The sequence below is a fragment of the Zoogloea sp. 1C4 genome, from assembly GCF_009469605.1.
In the GTDB taxonomy this organism is placed as follows: Bacteria; Pseudomonadota; Gammaproteobacteria; order Burkholderiales; family Rhodocyclaceae; genus Zoogloea; species Zoogloea oryzae.
Genome location: NZ_SSXU01000099.1, coordinates 1 through 1,365 on the forward strand (window position 1 = coordinate 1; position 1,365 = coordinate 1,365).

Annotated in this window: 2 protein-coding genes; both read left to right on the forward strand. The window is 27.5% G+C overall.

The genetic code is table 11. From position 1 onward, the window contains the following. Positions 1 to 317 precede the first annotated feature (317 nt). Entirely contained in the window at positions 318 to 872 is a 555-nt protein-coding gene (locus GH681_RS23030) for a hypothetical protein (RefSeq protein ID WP_153163825.1), read from the forward strand. Between the two features lie 307 nt (positions 873 to 1,179). Continuing rightward, the coding region (locus tag GH681_RS23880; RefSeq protein ID WP_228112059.1) for a hypothetical protein at positions 1,180 to 1,365 on the forward strand (186 nt) is incomplete at its 3' end.

Here is a 1,365-nt window from a genome sequence, read left to right on the forward strand (position 1 = left end):
ATTACGTAGACGCAATAAAGGTATGTGTTTATTGGGTTCTAAAGTTTCTTTCCCTAAAAGAAGCAAGCGGGGCATTATGGTTTTGACAGCGAGGATGAAAATGAATAGGTCAATAACGTCAGAAATGACAAATCTTTTGTAACAGACTATACTCGTATCGCAGCGTGATACGATAAGTCAACGGCTAAGCTAATGTCGTAAAAAGCTGGTTAAGAAATACTATGGATGTAACGGGTAACATCACAACACTGATAAGGTTGAGTTATAGGTTCGAGTCCTATTAGTATTACAAATTATCAAAATTAAAAACAAAAAGTATGAGTATATTAGATTTATTAAAGGAAAAGACTGCCAATGAAAAACAGAACTTTTTAAATTCTATAAGAATTAAAGCATCTACTAAATTAAAAAACACAGACGATAATAAAATAATAGATATAATAAGTATAGTAGATGCATTTAATTCATCTTTATCTGTTACTAATTTAATTGAACAATCTTCATGTGTTCCTAAACAGAATATAGTTTTACCTACAGAAATATTAGGTCAAGGTGTAGATCAAATACCTTTACAAAAATATGACATCATTAGAGCGAAAATAGGTCCAGGTACACACTATGGAGTAATCTATAAAATAGATCCTGAACTAAATATTGCTTGGACAGTAAGTATAACTAGCGATATTACTTTAAATAATCTAATTCCTATTAAAAGAAGCAGATTATTTAAAACATTCTTTGTAGCTTATTTTCATCCTGTATTCTTAGACAAGAACAACTACACTTTTTGTAATGTTTTTGATAATAAAGAAGAATTTGACGAAGCTATAAGAATCATTAAAAAGTATTATAAAACAAACTTTAGAGTATGAGAATAGATTATAACAAGGTATCAATTATTCCTTTAGATTATAATAAAGGAGATAAAGGTTTATGACTAGCGGTTAAAAAGAATAACAAATATATTCTAAGATTACTAGCTATATTTGAAACAGCTCTCATTGAACAAATCAAAATAAGCAACAGAGATTTGTTCGATTATAATGTATTTTACAATCTGAAAGAAGCATTATTAGATTATGATTTTACTTTAACTAAAAAGAATTATAATCAATTAGATGCTTTAGCTTCAATAAATGAAAAGAAACATTATGAACAATACTTAAAAACATTTTGTAGATGAAAAAGACTTTAAATCAATTAAAGGCAAGTAGAAGGAACTTATCTCTTATGCTTTTAGCAGGTATGATTACTAATCTGAAACACATTAAACATTTTGTTAGAGATACAGAAATAGTAATAAGAATAGATACTCTATTAGCAGCTATAGAAAGACTCCAATCTTCAATTAAAGAAACTACTTAT

What these genes read in the sequence shown, in the direction of transcription:
- GH681_RS23030 (WP_153163825.1), top strand. Translation starts at nt 318, where the DNA reads ATGAGTATATTAGATTTATTAAAGGAAAAGACTGCCAATGAAAAACAG.